Origin of the sequence: Cupriavidus sp. Agwp_2 (assembly GCF_040784895.1) — a bacterium.
Lineage (GTDB): Bacteria > Pseudomonadota > Gammaproteobacteria > Burkholderiales > Burkholderiaceae > Cupriavidus.
On sequence record NZ_CP088083.1, the window covers coordinates 41,310 to 56,637 of the forward strand.

Here is a 15,328-nt window from a genome sequence, read left to right on the forward strand (position 1 = left end):
CCGTGAAACGCCAACGCCATCCGCCATGCCACTGATCGATATCCAGAACCTGCAGCAAGCCGCCTATGACTTCGGCAAGCTCCGTAACTGGGGCAAGTACCACAGCCCCAAGAACCTGGCGATGGCGTTGAGCGTCGAGGTGGCCGAGCTGGTCGAGATCTTCCAGTGGCAGACCGAGGATGAGTCGCGCCAGGTCATGTCGACGCACAAGCGCGAGCATGTGGAGCAGGAGCTGGCCGATATCACCATCTACCTGACGCAGCTGGTGACGGCGCTGGGCGTCGATCTTGACGCCGCGGTCCGCGCCAAGATGGAGATGAATGCCAGGAAGTATCCGTTGCCGGAGTGAGTGGACGGGCAGGATGAACCGACGCCGGAAGCCCAGGCCTGTGTGGCATTGCGCGACGGCGGCCCAGGCCTCATGAGGCGGATGCGCCTTGCGCCAGGATGCATACGAACAGCACGGCATTCAGCATCAACAGCCCGCAGACCGTCAGCGCCATGGCGGACGCGTCGCGCAGGCGCTCGCGCATGCGGTGCGCGCCGGGCAGCCATTCCCCCCGCGTCCTGCGGGACCAGCAGCAAATGCCTGCGCTGCACATGCCCAGCCACGCCAGCGTGCCAAGCGATTCCCAACCGGTTTGCCGTGGTGCCAGCGCGCGCGGCGGCGACGTACGCAGCGGGATGGAAGCCGGGCGCGGTCGATCGATCGCGACAGGAGGCAGGCGGTCATCAAGGCTTCCCGACTCGACTTCGTGAGCAGGCGCAGGCTGCGGCACGAGGACCGGCGGAGCGGGCTGCGGCCGGCTCGCCAGCGTTGGCTGGGGCGCCATCTTTGGTGCCGCTTGCGGCTCGTTCTTTGCAATGTTGCGCACAGGCGCCTCGGCTCCGTTCGGTTGCGGCGCGGGGGCGCGAGGTGCCGGTTTGCGGTTTCTGTGCGGTTGCCAGCTGGCAAAGACGCTGTCCAGGCATGCCACCGACGTGCAGGCATCCCGGCGCCGTCGCCATGCGGCGATGTCGTCCTGCGCGATTACCCCGGTGCGCAGCAGTCGCTGCTGCTGTGCATGAATGCGTTCGTGATTGCGATAGAGCATCGCGTAGTCGCAGATCAGCGTGGCAGCGTTTGCTTGCCTGTTTTCCCTGCATGGGCTGGGGGAGGCATACAGATCGTCGCAGCGGGCGGCCGGGGAGCGCAGCGTGTTCTTGCAGGCGATATCCGACGCCTGCGCACCGGCGGTGAGCAGAAGGTTGATCGAGATGCAAGCGACCAGAGGGCCGGGAAGCCTTTTCATCCTGTCGCCCCGGGGGCAAGCCGAGGGAGGCGGCGCAGGGACGGCGTCGATGGGGTCCTATTCTGGCGCCCTGTAGCGGATGTTCGGTACGGTGGCGCACGGAAGCGGCAGGGGTGTCCGGGCAGGGCTGTGCGCGCGGCTGGCGATGGCTTCCTGCGCGGCTTGATCATTGGATCGGAAGCCCGCTGGCGGTTGATCTTTTCATGAAGCCGACCGCTCCGGATGCGGCGGCGCACGGCCCGCGCTCCGCAGGCTGTGTCTGCTTGCGTCCGCATCCGGACGCTCCACGCGTTTCCCGCTGCACCTGGCCCACTGTCCGGCGTTACGCCAGGATCCAGAACAGCACGATGCTGTTCACGGCGATCAGTCCGGCCGATACCAGCACGATCCGCGCCGCGGTCCGCGTCCGCTGGCGCCGGCGCGCGGCATCAGGCAGCCATGGAACCTGCCGCCGGCGGCACCAACGGACCATGCAGGCGCCGCACAGACTCAACCACGCCAGCGCGCCAAGTGGTTCCCATCTGCCTGGCAAGGATCCATCCACTGGGTAGGCGGGAGTCCATAGCGTGGCGGGGCCGGGGGACGGCTGACTGATCGCCGGCGCGGCGATGGGGCGCTCCGGGGTTTCGCTCTTGGTCACGGCCTGGGGCCTGGACTGTGGCGTGGGAAGGGGGGCGGAATCCAGGAGCGGCCGGTCAATCGTGGCCGGAGCAATCGGACTCTCGTTAATTTTCCTGTCGGCCGTGGGGTCAGGCGAAAGCTGCGGCGCAGGTGGCGGGACGGTATCCGGAAACGGCTGGCTTTTCGCGACAGGGTTGACGGGTTGTGGTGGGCTTCCTGACGGCACCACGGCCACAGGCGACGACTGCGGGTTAGCGGGAGAAGCAAGCTGCGTCGGGGCTGTCTGCGTTTCCGGCTGCTTCTTCTCCTGCTGCGTCTCCTGCTGCTTCGCCTGCTGTTTCTCCTGCTGCGTCTCCTGCTTCTTCTCCTGTTGCGTCTCCTGCCGCCTCTCCTGCTGAGTTTCCCGCGGCACCGGCTTCACCACAGGCGGCGGGGGACGGACCTCAGCCCTCGGCCCGGCAGCCTCCGTCTTGCTCTTCCTGGCATTGCGCGCGGCTTGGGCGGGCATCGCCGGCGGCGCCTGGGCAGCGGGGGGAACCGGTTTCTGGCTCCTGTAGTCGCGCCAATTGGCAAAGGCCCTGTCCAGGCACGGCACCGACGTGCAGGCATCCCGGTGCCTTCGCCATGCGGCGATATCGTCCGGCCCGATCTCCCCGGTGCGCAAGAGCTGCAACTGCTCTGCGTAGACGCGTTCATACGCACCGCGGAGCATCGTGTAGTCGCAGATCAGGGCGGCGCCACTGGGCGGCTTGTCCGCATGCCTGCAGGTATTTCCCGCGACCGGCTGGCCGTCGCAGCGGGCGGCCTGCGAACCCAGCCCATGATGGCAGGCAATATCCGACGCCTGCGCAACAGTGGTGAGCAGAAGGCTGGATGCGATGCAGGCGGCCAGTCGGCCAGTAAGCCTTGCCATGCAGTTGCCCCGCGGTAGCGGAATGCGGTGCGCGATGGCGCCGAAGGGTTCCTATTCTCGGCCTGCACAACGGATGCTCGGTGCGGTAGCGCACTTAACTTAGGCTTCCTGGCGATGGAATGCGGCAGGCCCCGTAATTACGGCGTCAGCCATGACCACCTGTCTCCCCTGTCTCCGAGCCAGTGGGCGCCCGCGCGGCAATCATCCAGCAGGCAGCGGTGAAGTGCACGGTCTGGCCACGCATATAGGGCCTGAAGGCGTTGCCGACGGCTTCGACAACCTGGTCACGCGTGCCTGCGTCTGCGTCCCGCAGCGCCAGGCCGACGGGGCCCAGGTTCGTGAAATAGTCTTCCAGCGCGTGCGCCGGCAGCGCGCATGCCACGTCGATCGGCGTGATGTCGATGGCGGTCCAGCCGCTGTCCTCGAGAATGGACCGCACCAGCTGACGATCGCCGAACGCGAACTGCCCAGGGCCACCCGGCTGGCGGGGTGGCAGGTTCCGCAACAACGGCGCAGCGGCGCGCTCTGCAGTGGTCATGAACGGGTTTTCCGCCGCGCCGCGCCATGCGATGCAACGCAACGCGGCGCCCGCCTTCGCGGCAAGCCGCAGGTTGGCAAAGGCGGCGACCGGGTCGGTGAAGAACATCACGCCGAGGCGCGACACGATGGCGTCGAAGGTGCCAGGCGCGAAGACATGGGTTTGCGCATCCGCCTGGACAAAGGTGGCTGGCACGCCTTCCCGTTGCGCGCGCGCCCGTGCCACGTCCACCAGCGGGCCGGAGATGTCGATGCCGGTGCATTGCCCGCGCGCGCCGATGCTCCGCGCCAGCGCCAGCGTCGTCGCGCCCGCACCGCATCCGACGTCAAGCACATGCCGCGCCGCGCCGGCATCGACCGCGCCGACGAGCAGCGCTTCCAGCGGCTGTAACAGTTGGTCGAGCAGCGCCTGCTGCGCTACCCATGCCTGGCCGGACGGGCCGTTCCACAGCGCGGCCTGTTCGCCGGCACCATTGCTCGTTGACTGCTTGTCACCCATGGTTGTGTCCTCCCGCACGCCATCATGGCGTCGAAGCTACACTGTGCCAGTTCAAGTCAACTTGAGGTCAAGCGGTGAAAAGCCTGGATATCGCCGAAGTGGCGCAGCAGGCGGGCGTGCCTGCGTCGACGCTGCGTTTCTATGAGGAAAAGGGCCTGATCGCCCCTATCGGCCGTCGCGGGATGCGGCGCGTGTACGACGCCGGTGTGCTGGAACGGCTGGCGCTGATCGCGCTGGGGCGGGCGGCAGGATTCTCGCTGGACGACATCGCCCGGATGTTCTCGCCGGAAGGCGGGCCACGGATCGACCGGAAGCTGCTCGCGGCCAGGGCCGATGAACTGGACCGCACGATCCGCAAGCTGACGGCAATGCGGGATGGCTTGCGGCACGCGGCCGTGTGCCCGGCGCCGAGCCATATGGAATGCCCGACGTTCCGGCGGATTCTGGGCGCGGCGGCAGCGGGGGCGATCGGAGGCAGGAAAAAGGCAGGCGTTGCCACGAGGTGAAGGCATCGCCGTGGAACGCGCCGGCCCTCTTCCCCGGCGCCTCTTTCGCCGCGGGAGAGGGGAAAAGACCAGCGGTGCTTAATCGTGCGCGATGTTTCCGATTGCGGCGCGAACCCAATCGAACCCGACGCGCTCCTGCTCAAGCCTCAGGTTCTTGCGGATACGGTTATCCCGCAGGTCATCGTAGAGTGCCTGTTCATCGGTGTTCAGCCGGGGCAGATTCCGCAGCATCTGGCAGTCCTCCACGCCCCATTGCCCCTCGAATGCCATCAACGTTTCGCGGTCCATCAGGATCGATTCGGCATGCTCAAGCACGCCGCGCAGCTGGCTCAGGATGGCAAAGCCGTGGGTGTCGATGTCGCCCCAGTAGTAAATCCGGCAATCCGACAGCCAGCACGCGCCCGCGAGCAGGCTGAAGCCATAGCCCGCGCCAAAGATCACCAGGCCTTCGGGCACTTCCGGGAAGGCCAGGAAGTTGGTCTCGTTTTCCGTGATGAACACGCGCGAGACACCCGGTGCCAGCGCCGCAAAGCTGTCGGTATCCAGCGTGACATCGTGCGTCGGCGCATTGCCTGGCAGCGTGCGGTTGTTGCGGTCGAGGAAGCGGAAGCGAATGCGCATCGGCTTGTCGAGAAACCCATAGCGCGTGGAAAACTGGTGGACGCCGGAGTGCTGCGCGGCGATGGCGTCAGGCCGCAGCGCCAGGTCCAGCAGCTCGGCCAGCACGCCGCGATGGGCCTCAACGAACTTGGTATGCACGCCTGGGAGATCGACCTGGCGCAGGTATACGCCAGGCCTCGGGTGCCGCTGCAGCCATCCGACGATGGCAAGGAGCCTGTCCCAGGCGTCGTGGAATTCCAGCGCGCGCAAGGGCCGCTGCGTCAGCCAAGGTAGCAGCAACGGCTGCGTAGCGCGCGTTGCTGCAACCATGGCGGCGAAGCGCTCGACCTCGCGGCGTTTGCCCAACAGTGCGACGGCATCGTCCAGCGTGTCGATCCACGCCGCGCATGGCATGGAATTGGCGCCAAACGTTCGATGGCGGAATTCGCGCATTTCCAGCCGGAAATACGCCATTTGCCGCAGCTCGCCAATCCAGGCGCGCGCTGCCTCGAAGCGCTCCGTCAGTTCACCCGAGGATGGTGCGCGCAGCGTCAGCCGCCTCGGAAACAGCACGTCCTCCGGAACCGAGCTGACCATTGCGCGCAGGATGTCGCCCTTGTCCCAGAGCCTCTGCACCTGGGCACGCAAGTCGGCGGGGAGGCTCCAGTTCATGCGGTCATCCTGGCTTTTTCGGCGCGGTACTCGTCGATCGTCAGGTTGCGCACCTTGGAGGCACGCCCTTCGTCGTTCTGCACGAATGCGACGCTGGACACGTACGGCTCGATGATGTGGATCTTCTGCAGCGGCGTCACGATCAGCAGTTGCAGGTTGAGCTTGGCGAACAGCCGCAGGCCGTATTGCGCCGACTCGTCCGAGCCGCGCCCGAAGGCTTCGTCGATGACGACGAAGCGGAACGAGCGCGAACGCACCGCGCCCCATTCCAGCCCGAACTGGTAGGCCAGGCTCGCGGCGAGGATGGTGTAGGCGAGCTTTTCCTTCTGGCCGCCTGACTTGCCGCCGGAGTCAGAGTAGTGCTCATGCTCGGCATTGTCTTCACGCCAGCGTTCGCTTGCGCCGAAGACGAACCAGTTGCGCACGTCGGTCACCTTGACGGTCCAGCGCCGGTCCTGGTCAGTCAGGCCGGTGCGGCCGCGGAAGCGTTCGATGATGTGCTTGACCTGCAGGAACTTGGCTTCGGAGTACTGGCTGTCCTCGGAGCCGGTCAGCGCACCTTCGGTGCAGGCGCGCAGCTCGGACTGGAAGTCGCGGATCTCGGCATCGGGCGTAACCTGCGCCTCCAGCCGGATGTAGCGCCCGGTGTTGTAGTCGATCTGCGTCAGCGATTCGTTGATGCGCTCCACGCGCTCGCGGATGGTCTGCTGTTCCTTGCCGAGCTGCGCGTTGAAGTTGGCGATCTCGTTGATGGTGTTGACGTTCAGCAGTTCCTTGAAGCGGGCCTCGAAACGGGGCAGATCGTCCGTGCGCAGCTTATCGAGCATGCTGCGGTATTCAAAGCCGGCCGAGACACTGGCATCGACCTCGCTGGTTTCCAGCTTGAACGCTTCCTTATATGCTGACATCGCCTTGACGATGCTCTCGCTGAGCCGCACCAGCCGCTTCGCCTCGGCGTCGAGGCGCTCCTGTAGTGCCGTCCGCATGTCCCGTTCGCGGCCGTCGCAGGACTCGACCGTCAGGCTGTGTTCGCCGAGTATCTCGGCACGCAGCGCATCGATGGATGGCGTCGGGACCATGTCTGCAAAGTCGGCAGACGCGTCCAGCGTTGCCTGCGTTTCGGCACGCAGCGCCAGCGCGTCGGTCCTGCGGCCCTCGGCTTTCGAACGCTTGTCTCGGTGGTCTTCCAACTGCTGCTCGGTCTCCTGCAATGCAGCCCCGAGCTCGTCAAGGCGGATCGTCAGCTGCCGCAGCACATCCGACGCTGATTCCAGCTGGCGTTTTTCTTCGGCCAGCCGGGCGGCCTCCCGCGCCGGCGCCTGCCAGTCGAGCTCCTCGAAGTCGGCAAAGATATCCAGCTGGGACAACGCCGTGACCTGCCTCCGCAGCACGTCTCGCTCGTTCATCAGCTTGCCCATCAGCGCCCCCAGCTCCGCAAGCCGGTTTTGCAGCGTGCGAGCCTCGCTTTCCAGCGCGGCGATCTTGGCGGCGTTGTTCCAGCCCAGCACATAGCGGCTGCGATCGTCCAGGCGGTGGCGGTCGTCCTTCTCATGGCGCTCGCCGGGCATCTTGACCTGACCGGCGCGCGTGACGGCACGCGTTTCGCGGCGAAACTGTTCATGCGTGGCACAGCACGCGACGTCAAAACGCGCGGCCACCTCGCGTTCCAGCCAGCCGTACAACGGGGAATCGGGCTTGATGGCGAGTTTGCGCGCGAGCGAATCACGGTGCAGCGCCGCGACGTCCGTCCTGGAGCCTTCGCGAACGCGGAAATAGACCAGCCGGCCTTTCAGGTGGGTGCGGTCCACCCAGGCCGATACCTCCGGATACAACACATCTGGCACCAGCAGCGACAGGCCGAAGTTGTGCAGCAGGCGCTCCGCCGCACCTTCCCAGTCACGCTCATCGTCCCGTACTTGCAGCAGTTCGCCGGCAAAGGGCATATCGTCTTCGGAGAGAGACAGGGCTTCGCCCAGGGCGTTGCGCATGGCGATCTGGGCAGCCGGGATATTGCTGCGGCGCGACTTCAGGCTGCGGATTTCCCCGTCCAGCGCGTCGTGGTCGGCCTTGCCCTGGCGCAGCGTGACGCCGTGCTCGGTAAGATCGTTTTCCAGTGCGGCTTCGCGGGATTTCGCCGTCTCGGCCAGTGCTGCAAGGCGCGCTCTTAAAGCCAGGAAGGCGGACGCTTCCTCCGGGGGCGCCTCGCCGACCGCGCGGACCAGCTCGCCATAACGTTCTGACTTTTGCTGCCGCCTGGAGCTTTCGTCGGTCTGCAAGCGGATTTCCTCGGCCAGCCTGCCGATGCGGTCGCCTCCGTTCTCGGCGATATGACGGCGTAGTTCGGCTTCGTCGCGGCGCTGGCTTTCGTACCGCTCCTGCAGTCTGCGCACCTGGTTGTCCTGCCGCTCAAACTCCTCGGTGAGGCCGGAAATGCGCTTGTCCAGCAGGCCCAACTTGAGCTGCGCGAAATAGGGGCGCAGCGCCTCGCGGCAGGCACGCAGCTGCTCGGATGCAGCGGCCACTTCGGCATGGCGCTCACAATCGGCGACCAGCGGCGTCAGCATTGCCTCCTGGCGCTTGGCCTTGAGGACTGCTTCATGGGCGCGATCCAGGTCATCGAAGTGCCCCAGCAAGGCCTCGATGCGCGGTGCCACATCGAACGGCTCCAGCATGTGGCTGCGCACGAAGTCGGTCAGGTTGCCGACCGATTTCATCGACACGGTCTGGTGGAAGAGTTCGAGCGCCTGCTCGTTATCGATGCCGAAGCGGCGCCGGAACCAGGCGCCATAAGGATTGAATGCGTCAAACAGCTCCACCTTCAATGCGCGCAGCTTCTTGCGCAGCGCGGCGATGTCCGTCCCGAAGTGGGCGAAGTCCTGTGCGATCGAGAGGTCTTGCTCCGCGCCGACATAGAAGCGGGCGGGCTGCCCGTGGACGTCCTTCATCCAGAACACTTGCGCCAGCGTCACGGTCTGGTCGTAGCCGGCGTTGTGGAAGACGCCCAGGATAACGGAGTAGTTGTTCTGGTCGCGCAGCGCCACGGGACGCGTCGTGCCGGTGACCTCGTTGCGCTCGGATTTGTAGTGGCCGAGAACGTAGCTGCGCAGGGTGCGTTCTCGGTTTTCGGCACCCGCCGCCTTGTTGTAGGCGATGCGCTGGGCAGGTACAAGCAGCGTGGTCACGGCGTCAACCAGCGTCGACTTGCCTGAGCCGATGTCGCCGGTCAGCAACCCGTTCCGGCCTTCGGGATGGATCACCCAGACACGCTTGTCGAAGGTGCCCCAGTTAAAAACTTCGAGCCGGGACAGGCGAAAGCCCGACAGCGTGTCGTCGCCGGTGAAATCCAGGCCGAGATTTTGGGGTTCATGCATCGGCTCGCCCCCCGTTCAGTACGGACGTGGGGCCCCCTTGGCCGCTCAACTGGATTTGGTAGGCCGCCAGCCGGGCATCGAACTCGGACAGCCATTGAGCATCGACAAAGGCCTTCAGGATGCGTCGGACTTCGAAGCCGGCCTCGCCGCCGGCGCGGGCATTGCCGTCCGCCTTCAGCCGCCTCAAAAAACCCAGCTCCACGATCTTGTTCACATGCAGTTCGATCTGGTCGATCAACTTGGCTTCATTGGTGCCGCCGGGCAGAAACACCCGCAGCAGTTCAGCGATTTCATCGAGCGTCAGTACCAGCCGCGTGTCGCCGCCGGTGGCGTCGAACTCAGCCAGCTTCTTGCGCAGCAGCGCCAGCGTCAGGCTGACCGGGAACGACAGCTGGCGCCGCGCGATCAGGCGTGGCGGACGCTGCGCGCCGTCGTCCTCGATGTCCGGCTGCGAGCGCAGGAACGCATAGCCTTCCGCCTCCTCCAGTATCAGTTCGAGGCCCAGCACCGCGACGTAGTCGCGCACGGTGGGTTGCAGGTTCAGCAGCGCATGCCAGAGGGCGGCATCGCCTTCGCGGTAGAGCACGCCTTTCAGCAACGGCACGACCAGCGCCGACAGGGCGAGGTTGGCCGGCAGGCCCGCGGCGGGCGCCGCCACGTCATTGGGATCCTGGTCTTGCATCATGCTTATCGCATAAAAATGACCCGGGGCAGCCGGGCCTGTCTTACCAGTGTGCCGGCATCCTGTGTCTGCACCGTCCAGCTGACGGCATCGATCTCGGATTCGTCAATCACGGAACGGAAGGAATCGCCGGACAGCTGCAGGTAGGCGACCAGCTCGGCCAGGCCATGCTGCAGGGGCCGCAAGTTGCACAGTTCCTGCAGCGTGACCTGTGTGCGGCTTTGCAGCGCATGGCGGACGTGCGCCGCCAGTTCCGCCTTGTCGATGACGACCTGCGAGAACAAGGCGTCGGCGGCGACGTCGGCGTCGCCGGCTTCGATATCGGTGTCGGCGATGCGGGCCTTGAGGGCCGGCACGAACAAGGGGCGTTCCATCGGCAGTTCGATGTCGGCGGCGGTGTCGTCCACGGCCATCATAAGGTCTGGCGGCGGCGCGTCTCGCACGGCCAGCGCCCGGGCCTCGATGCCGCGCAGGAGGTCCATGATACGGCGGTTCTCCAGCCAGGCCTTGTCGTCGAGGAAGCGCCGCAGCTGTTGCGAGAGCTGGGCCACAGTGCGCTGGGTATGCTCGCCGGCTTCCAGCCAGTCGTAATGCACGCGGCGCAGTCGCGTGTCAGGATTCAGTTCTGAAACCGTCGGCAGTGCCAGCACATGCTCGAGCAGGGACGAAAGCTCTTCCTGGCGGCGGCTGCTCATCACGAAATCCCAGAATGCGCGGAAGCTGCGGCCTTGGTCGGAATCGGCGATGGTATCGCGCTCGCCCATGATCTCTTCCAGCAGTGCGCCCTTGGAGCCTTCCCAAAGCGCAATGCGCTCTCGCACGCGGCGATCCAGAGAGCGGAAATTGTCTTCCACTTCGCGGAAATCGGTCAGTAGTTCGCGTGCCAGCGCGACGAATTGCTGGAAGCGGTCTTTCAGCGCGGTGTCGTCAAGCAGCGGCAAGTCGCCGCCGGTGACCCGGGCGATCTCCGCATCCAGTTCGTCGCGGCGCCGGTGCAATTCCATCAGGCGCGCCTGCGGGTCGGTCTGCGTGCCTTCGTGCATTTGCTTGAGCAGATCGAACAGCGTCAGCAAGCGCGACTCCGTGCCGACGAAGCTGCGCTCGGCCAGCGTGCCGAGCCACGCGATCGCCTTTTCGGTGGCCGGTGTCAGGTCGAACTGCGGTTCGTCCGACCCCTGCCGGTAAAACTTGCGCAGCCAGCCCTTCTCGTTGGCCGCCCAGTCGTTCAGGTAATCGAGCGCCGGTTTGGGAAAGGTGTCCTGGCCGAGGCGTTCGCGCAGCGCGAACAATGCATCCTCCAATGCTTCGGCGAGGTCGGATTGCCCGATCGAACGGCGGTTGGGTTCGACGAATGCGCGATGGAGGAACGCCGCGACCAGACTGGCGTGGTCAGAACGGAGCAGGCGCCATGCCGGATGGCTTTGGCGCAAGCGCTCCAGGGTGTCGAAGTCTAGGTTCACGGCAGGAGCCGGGCATGTCCCGGCGGAACAGGCGGAATCGATGCTGATTGTAAGGCGTAATTCCACCATGTGATCTCTGATTACCTTCCCAAGGTTGTCCCTGCAATTTCGAAAGCTGCGGTGATCCTTCGTTGTAATCTCCGCAAAGTACGCGGTGAAAAATTGCCTATACGGAGATTTCGCGACATAATTTCCGCATGAAACGCGGAGATTGGCTCTACATGTGGCAGGCGCCTGACTGGCCTGCATTGCGCTATGACCTGACAGCCCTGGCGCAGCCGCTGTCGGAAGTGACGCGGGCGCAGGGGATGCTGCTCGGTCGGCTTTCGGACGTCGGCATGGCGCTGCGCGACGAAGCAAGCTTGGCCGCGCTGACTGAAGATGTCGTCAAGACCAGTGAAATCGAAGGGGAAAGGCTCAATGTTGATTCGGTGAGGTCGTCAATTGCGCGCAGGCTCGGCGTTGACATCGGCGCATTGGCCCCGGTAGATCGTCACGTGGAAGGTGTTGTGGAAATGGTCCTCGATGCCACGACGCACAGCAACGCGCCGCTCAGCAGGGAAAGGCTGTTCGGATGGCATGCGGCGCTGTTCCCCACAGGCTACAGTGGCATGTCCCGGATACGTGTCGCACAGTGGCGCGATGACGCAAAGGGCCCCATGCAAGTTGTCTCCGGACCCTTAGGCCGTCAGCGCGTGCATTTCGAGGCTCCGCCGGCTGATTGTCTACCGTTGGAAGCGAAGCGATTCCTGGATTGGGTCAATGACGACCAGTCCGATCCGCCGGTGCTGAAGGCAGGCCTTGCACATCTTTGGTTTGTCACGCTGCACCCCTTCGACGACGGCAATGGCCGTATCGCCCGCGCGATCGGAGATCTTCTGTTGTCCAGGGCCGATGCGAGCCCGCAGCGCTTCTATAGCCTGTCGGCGCAGATCCAGCGGGAGCGCAAGGACTACTACGACATCCTGGAGCGCACCCAAAAGGGCTCGCTGGACGTGACCGCTTGGCTGTTGTGGTTTCTGGACGCTCTTTACCGCTCCGTTCAGAATGCTCAACACACGCTTGATGCTGTGCTGGGGAAAGCCCGCTTCTGGCATCGCTGGGGTGCGACGCCTATGAACGAGCGGCAAACGAAGATGCTGAACCGTTTGCTCGACGGCTTCGACGGGAAGCTGACGAGCAGCAAGTGGGCCTCAATCGCCAAATGCTCCGCTGACACGGCGCTGCGGGATATCAATGAACTGGTAGCCCATGGTGTCCTGCAGAAGTCGGGGGCCGGCGGGCGGAGTACGTCCTATATGCTCGCAGCCCTTGAAAGTTGAATTGGCCGAAATTTGCGGTGCTCGCTCTCCTCTCCCCCAAGCGTGAGTGGAGAGCGAGCTGGCAGCGTAGTGGATTGTCTGCCCGCTGGGATAGCCAGAGCCACTGCTCATTGGGTAGCAGTGCGCGCCCTTATCCCAACCGTTACCCCAACCTGTTACCCCAACCTGAACTGCCCCACCGCCCCCGCCAGGCTTCCTGCCTGCGTCTGCAACGCTGCCGCCGCCGCCGTCGACTGTTCCACCAGCGCCGCATTCTGCTGCACCATCTCGTCGAGCTGGCTGACCGCCTTATTCACCTCTTGAATGCCGCGTGTCTGTTCCATCGTCAGCAACGTGTCGAAGGTGACTGGGATTATTAACGAGATCACTCACGCATCGGAGCGGCCGCTGCCGACTTGAGGCAGCAATGCGCGTTGCCGGGACATTCGCTGAAGTTGACGACGCAACCCGTCAATTTGGTGCGTGATCGGGCCGTCACGCGGATGATCGGGAGCGTCTTCTTTGCAACGCTTTACAAAGGCTTACACCGGTTATGCGACCGGCAACATATTCTGCGGTCACCTCACAACTACAAGCGGAGAGCACCGTGCTGAACCTTTCATACTCATCCACGCCGCTGCGCATCCTGGCGCTGAGCGGCGCCCTGGCGCTGGCCGCCTGCGGCGGCGGCGGTGGCGATGATTCCGGTGGCGGCCAGGGAACGCTGAAGGTCTCAATGACCGATGCGCCCGCCTGCGGCTATGACCATGTCTTCGTGACCGTCAACAAGGTGCGCGTGCATAGCAACGCCAACGCCGATCCGGGCGCCGGCGGCTGGGTCGATATCGACGTCGTGCCCGCGCGCAAGATCGACCTGCTGTCGCTGACCAATGGCGTGCTGACCACGCTGGGCCAGACGGTGCTGCCGGCCGGCAGTTATCAACAGGTACGGCTGCTGCTCGACGCGAACCGCGGGGGCGGTTCGGGCGCACTGGCCAACTCGGTAGTGCCCACCGGCGGCACCGAGCAGCCGCTGGATACGCCGAGCGCGGTGCAGTCCGGCATCAAGATCAACCGGCCCTTCACGGTCGCGTCCGGCACGCTGACCGACCTGGTGCTTGACTTCGATGCGTGCAAGTCGGTGGTGACGCGCGGCAACGGCAGCTACGGCCTGAAGCCGGTGGTGACGGCGATCCCGATGGTGGTCAGTGGCGCGGTCAGCGGCGTGGTGGCCTCGGCGCCGGGCGCGCGCGTCTATGCCGAGCGCAACGGCGTGGTGGTAAAGGCCACGGTGGCCGATGCCAATGGCAACTTCACGCTGTCGCCGATCGAGCAGAGCAGCACCGCCGGCGCGGTCGACGTGGTGGTGGTGCCGGGCGCGGCCAATGGCCGCGGCACGGGCATCGTGCGCAGCGTGCCGGTGGTGGCGGGCGGCAGCACGGCGATCTCGACCTCGGCGTCGCCGATGTCGCTGCCGACTTCCGCGTACCGGCGCGTCTCGGGCACGGTCACGCCGGCTTCGGCCGAAGCGACGCTGCGCGCGCTGCAACTGGTCAACGGCGGCACCTTCGAGATCGCGGCAACCGCCGCGGCTACCAATACGGGTGCCTACAGCTTGTACGCGACCGAGCCCGCGCTGCCGGTGGCGGCGCCGGTGATCGGCACTTACCAGGCCTTGCTGCCGATCCCGCTGCTGCCGGACAGCGCCGCGGGCGGCAAGTACAGCGTGCAGGCCACCAGCACCAGCGGTGCGGTGGTGACGCAACAGGTCGACGTGAATACGGCTGATGTAACCCAGAACCTCTCGTTCTGAGCCAGCTCGGCTGGAGCAAGACAGCCGGAAGCGGGCGGGGGCCTGCTTCCGGCTTTGTCGTTTCTGGCGCTCAGACGCCCCACCCGCTTGCCGCGGTTTCCCGCTAGACTTTGACTCTCGCGTCCCGGGAGATCGCGCCATGGCAGCACGCACCGCGGCCAAGTCCGCACCTGAGCCAGCAACCAAGGCAGCAGCCGAGCCAGCATCGGCAGCGGCGCCCACAGCGCGGCGCAAGTCTGGCGGCAGCTTCCGGGTTGGCATCGGCGGCTGGAATTTCGCACCGTGGCGCGACAATTTCTATCCGGCCAAGCTGCCGCAATCGCGCGAACTGGCCTACGCCAGCCGACATCTCAGCGCGATCGAAATCAACAGCACTTATCACGGCACGCAAAAACGTTCGTCGTTTATCAAATGGCGTGATGAAACGCCGGAAGATTTTGTGTTTTCAGTCAAGGCGTCGCGCTTTGCCACCAACCGGCGCGTGCTGGCGGAATCGGGCGAATCGATCGAGCGCTTTATCGACAGCGGCATCGCCGAACTGGGTCCCAAGCTGGGTCCGCTGGTCTGGCAGTTCGCGCCGACCAAGCAATTCGATGCGGAGGACTTCGAGGGTTTCCTGCAATTGCTGCCGGCTTCCGTCGAAGGGGTGAAATTGCGTCATGTTCTGGAGGTGCGGCACGACAGCTTTATGTCGCCGGACTACCTGAAGCTTGCGCGCAAGTACAAGGCTGCGACCGTCTTTACCGATTCACCGAAATTCCCGTCGATGGCGGACCTGACCGCGGATTTTGTTTATGCGCGCTTGATGGAAAGCAGCGAGAAGCTGAAGACCGGCTATGGTCCCAAGGCGCTCGACGAATGGGCGGCGCGCGCGCAGTCATGGGCGCAGGGCGCGCAGCCGGGCGACCTGCCGGTGCTCGAAGACCGCAAGGCCGCCGCAAGCAAGCGCGAGGTCTTTCTCTTTTTCATCAACGGCGCCAAGGAACGCGCCCCGGCCGCCGCGCAGGCGCTGCTGGAGCGGCTGGGCTGGACACCGCCCGCCGACGCGGAAGCCTGACGCC

At 65.2% G+C, this 15,328-nt stretch carries 13 protein-coding genes; 5 read left to right on the forward strand and 8 right to left on the reverse strand.

Annotated features, from left to right (window positions below; genetic code table 11):
* Positions 1-25 precede the first annotated feature (25 nt).
* A complete protein-coding gene (locus tag LPA45_RS00165) occupies positions 26-349 on the forward strand; it encodes a nucleotide pyrophosphohydrolase (protein WP_367394732.1) in 324 nt (107 codons plus the stop codon).
* Positions 350-419: 70 nt separating this feature from the next.
* Here LPA45_RS00165 and LPA45_RS00170 read toward each other — a convergent pair whose 3' ends face one another.
* The 3 genes from LPA45_RS00170 to LPA45_RS00180 all read right to left on the reverse strand — a co-directional run bounded on the left by LPA45_RS00170 (position 420) and on the right by LPA45_RS00180 (position 3,862).
* The gene (locus LPA45_RS00170; protein WP_367394733.1) at positions 420-1,292 is read right to left on the reverse strand and encodes a hypothetical protein; all 873 of its coding nucleotides are present in this window, start codon (positions 1,290-1,292) and stop codon (positions 420-422) included.
* A 322-nt stretch (positions 1,293-1,614) separates the two neighbouring features.
* Entirely contained in the window at positions 1,615-2,826 is a 1,212-nt protein-coding gene (locus tag LPA45_RS00175) for a hypothetical protein (protein ID WP_367394734.1), read from the reverse strand.
* A 145-nt stretch (positions 2,827-2,971) separates the two neighbouring features.
* Positions 2,972-3,862 (reverse strand): class I SAM-dependent methyltransferase, encoded by an 891-nt coding sequence (locus LPA45_RS00180; RefSeq protein WP_367394735.1) that lies wholly within the window; start codon positions 3,860-3,862, stop codon positions 2,972-2,974.
* Between the two features lie 74 nt (positions 3,863-3,936).
* On the opposite strand from LPA45_RS00180, the gene LPA45_RS00185 reads away from it, so the two are divergent.
* Positions 3,937-4,368 (forward strand): helix-turn-helix domain-containing protein, encoded by a 432-nt coding sequence (locus LPA45_RS00185; RefSeq protein ID WP_317925281.1) that lies wholly within the window; start codon positions 3,937-3,939, stop codon positions 4,366-4,368.
* 78 nt (positions 4,369-4,446) lie between these two features.
* Here LPA45_RS00185 and LPA45_RS00190 read toward each other — a convergent pair whose 3' ends face one another.
* From LPA45_RS00190 to LPA45_RS00205, 4 genes are read right to left on the reverse strand one after another with little or no spacing between them, the layout of a single operon-like run.
* Complete coding sequence (locus LPA45_RS00190; protein ID WP_317925280.1) at positions 4,447-5,640, reverse strand: DUF3322 domain-containing protein; 1,194 nt, start codon at positions 5,638-5,640, stop codon at positions 4,447-4,449.
* Positions 5,637-9,011, reverse strand: coding sequence for an ATP-binding protein (locus LPA45_RS00195; protein ID WP_367394736.1), 3,375 nt, complete (start codon positions 9,009-9,011; stop codon positions 5,637-5,639). Before LPA45_RS00195 ends, LPA45_RS00190 begins: the two co-directional genes overlap by 4 nt.
* Entirely contained in the window at positions 9,004-9,693 is a 690-nt protein-coding gene (locus tag LPA45_RS00200) for a DUF4194 domain-containing protein (RefSeq protein ID WP_367395036.1), read from the reverse strand. The genes LPA45_RS00195 and LPA45_RS00200 overlap by 8 nt, the downstream gene beginning before the upstream one ends.
* A gap of 5 nt (positions 9,694-9,698) precedes the next feature.
* A complete protein-coding gene (locus LPA45_RS00205) occupies positions 9,699-11,153 on the reverse strand; it encodes a DUF3375 domain-containing protein (protein WP_317922945.1) in 1,455 nt (484 codons plus the stop codon).
* A 197-nt stretch (positions 11,154-11,350) separates the two neighbouring features.
* On the opposite strand from LPA45_RS00205, the gene LPA45_RS00210 reads away from it, so the two are divergent.
* Positions 11,351-12,475, forward strand: coding sequence for a Fic family protein (locus LPA45_RS00210; RefSeq protein ID WP_116322314.1), 1,125 nt, complete (start codon positions 11,351-11,353; stop codon positions 12,473-12,475).
* A gap of 155 nt (positions 12,476-12,630) precedes the next feature.
* On the opposite strand, the gene LPA45_RS00215 is transcribed toward LPA45_RS00210, so the two are convergent.
* The gene (locus LPA45_RS00215) at positions 12,631-12,798 is read right to left on the reverse strand and encodes a hypothetical protein (protein WP_367395043.1); all 168 of its coding nucleotides are present in this window, start codon (positions 12,796-12,798) and stop codon (positions 12,631-12,633) included.
* 263 nt (positions 12,799-13,061) lie between these two features.
* On the opposite strand from LPA45_RS00215, the gene LPA45_RS00220 reads away from it, so the two are divergent.
* The gene (locus LPA45_RS00220; protein WP_367394737.1) at positions 13,062-14,267 is read left to right on the forward strand and encodes a DUF4382 domain-containing protein; all 1,206 of its coding nucleotides are present in this window, start codon (positions 13,062-13,064) and stop codon (positions 14,265-14,267) included.
* Between the two features lie 139 nt (positions 14,268-14,406).
* The gene (locus tag LPA45_RS00225; protein ID WP_367394738.1) at positions 14,407-15,324 is read left to right on the forward strand and encodes a DUF72 domain-containing protein; all 918 of its coding nucleotides are present in this window, start codon (positions 14,407-14,409) and stop codon (positions 15,322-15,324) included.
* The last annotated feature ends 4 nt before the right edge of the window (positions 15,325-15,328 follow it).

Coding starts and splice junctions, on each gene's coding strand:
- LPA45_RS00165 (WP_367394732.1), top strand. CDS start 26: ATGCCACTGATCGATATCCAGAACCTGCAGCAAGCCGCCTATGACTTC.
- LPA45_RS00170 (WP_367394733.1), bottom strand. CDS start 1,292: ATGAAAAGGCTTCCCGGCCCTCTGGTCGCTTGCATCTCGATCAACCTT.
- LPA45_RS00175 (WP_367394734.1), bottom strand. CDS start 2,826: ATGGCAAGGCTTACTGGCCGACTGGCCGCCTGCATCGCATCCAGCCTT.
- LPA45_RS00180 (WP_367394735.1), bottom strand. CDS start 3,862: ATGGGTGACAAGCAGTCAACGAGCAATGGTGCCGGCGAACAGGCCGCG.
- LPA45_RS00190 (WP_317925280.1), bottom strand. CDS start 5,640: ATGAACTGGAGCCTCCCCGCCGACTTGCGTGCCCAGGTGCAGAGGCTC.
- LPA45_RS00195 (WP_367394736.1), bottom strand. CDS start 9,011: ATGCATGAACCCCAAAATCTCGGCCTGGATTTCACCGGCGACGACACG.
- LPA45_RS00200 (WP_367395036.1), bottom strand. CDS start 9,693: ATGCAAGACCAGGATCCCAATGACGTGGCGGCGCCCGCCGCGGGCCTG.
- LPA45_RS00210 (WP_116322314.1), top strand. CDS start 11,351: ATGAAACGCGGAGATTGGCTCTACATGTGGCAGGCGCCTGACTGGCCT.
- LPA45_RS00215 (WP_367395043.1), bottom strand. CDS start 12,798: ATGGAACAGACACGCGGCATTCAAGAGGTGAATAAGGCGGTCAGCCAG.
- LPA45_RS00225 (WP_367394738.1), top strand. CDS start 14,407: ATGGCAGCACGCACCGCGGCCAAGTCCGCACCTGAGCCAGCAACCAAG.